A 645-nucleotide genomic window follows, 5' to 3' on the forward strand; every position below is an offset into this window, starting at 1 on the left:
CTTAAAGCCGCAAGGGGCAGACTGCTCAAACCCCAAACCAGTACCAACAACCGTTTCAAACAGGCAAAGTACGGAATGAAACGCCTGGCCAAGGTAGAACGCGGCATTCAGGAAAAACTCAAAAGGCAGGCCAAACGCTACAATAAATCCTACCCCGGAGAGCTGGTACATCTCGATACCAAACGGCTGCCGCTGCTCAAAGGGCAGAAAGCCACCGATAAGCGGGATTACCTGTTTGTCGCCATCGACGATTTCTCAAGGGAGCTATACGCCGCCATTTTGCCGGACAAAACCGCAGACAGTGCCGCCAAGTTTCTGACCGAACACCTGATTGATCCCTGCCCATACCTGATTGAGTGCGTTTACTCCGATAACGGTACGGAATATAAAGGCTCGGCCAACCATGCTTTCGGTGTAGCCTGTTATGAGAACGGGATTGGTCAAAAGTTTACCCGGGTTGCCCGTCCGCAGACCAACGGTAAGGCGGAACGGGTTATCCGCACCCTGATGGAGATGTGGCATGAGAAACAGTTGTTTGACAGTCCGGAACACCGGCGAAAGGAGTTGTGCCGCTTTGTTAATTTCTATAACACTGTGAAGCCGCACCGCAGTTTGAACGGCGATACGCCGTTTGAGGTTTTGCAG

1 protein-coding gene is annotated in these 645 nt (G+C 52.1%); it reads left to right on the plus strand.

All coding sequences use genetic code 11. The features are described 5' to 3' along the window. Window positions 1–645: integrase core domain-containing protein (locus HMPREF2872_RS11265; protein ID WP_283118987.1), on the plus strand; the 645-nt coding region annotated here is incomplete at both ends.

Source organism: Neisseria sp. HMSC069H12, assembly GCF_001812735.1.
Classification (GTDB): Bacteria; Pseudomonadota; Gammaproteobacteria; order Burkholderiales; family Neisseriaceae; genus Neisseria; species Neisseria subflava.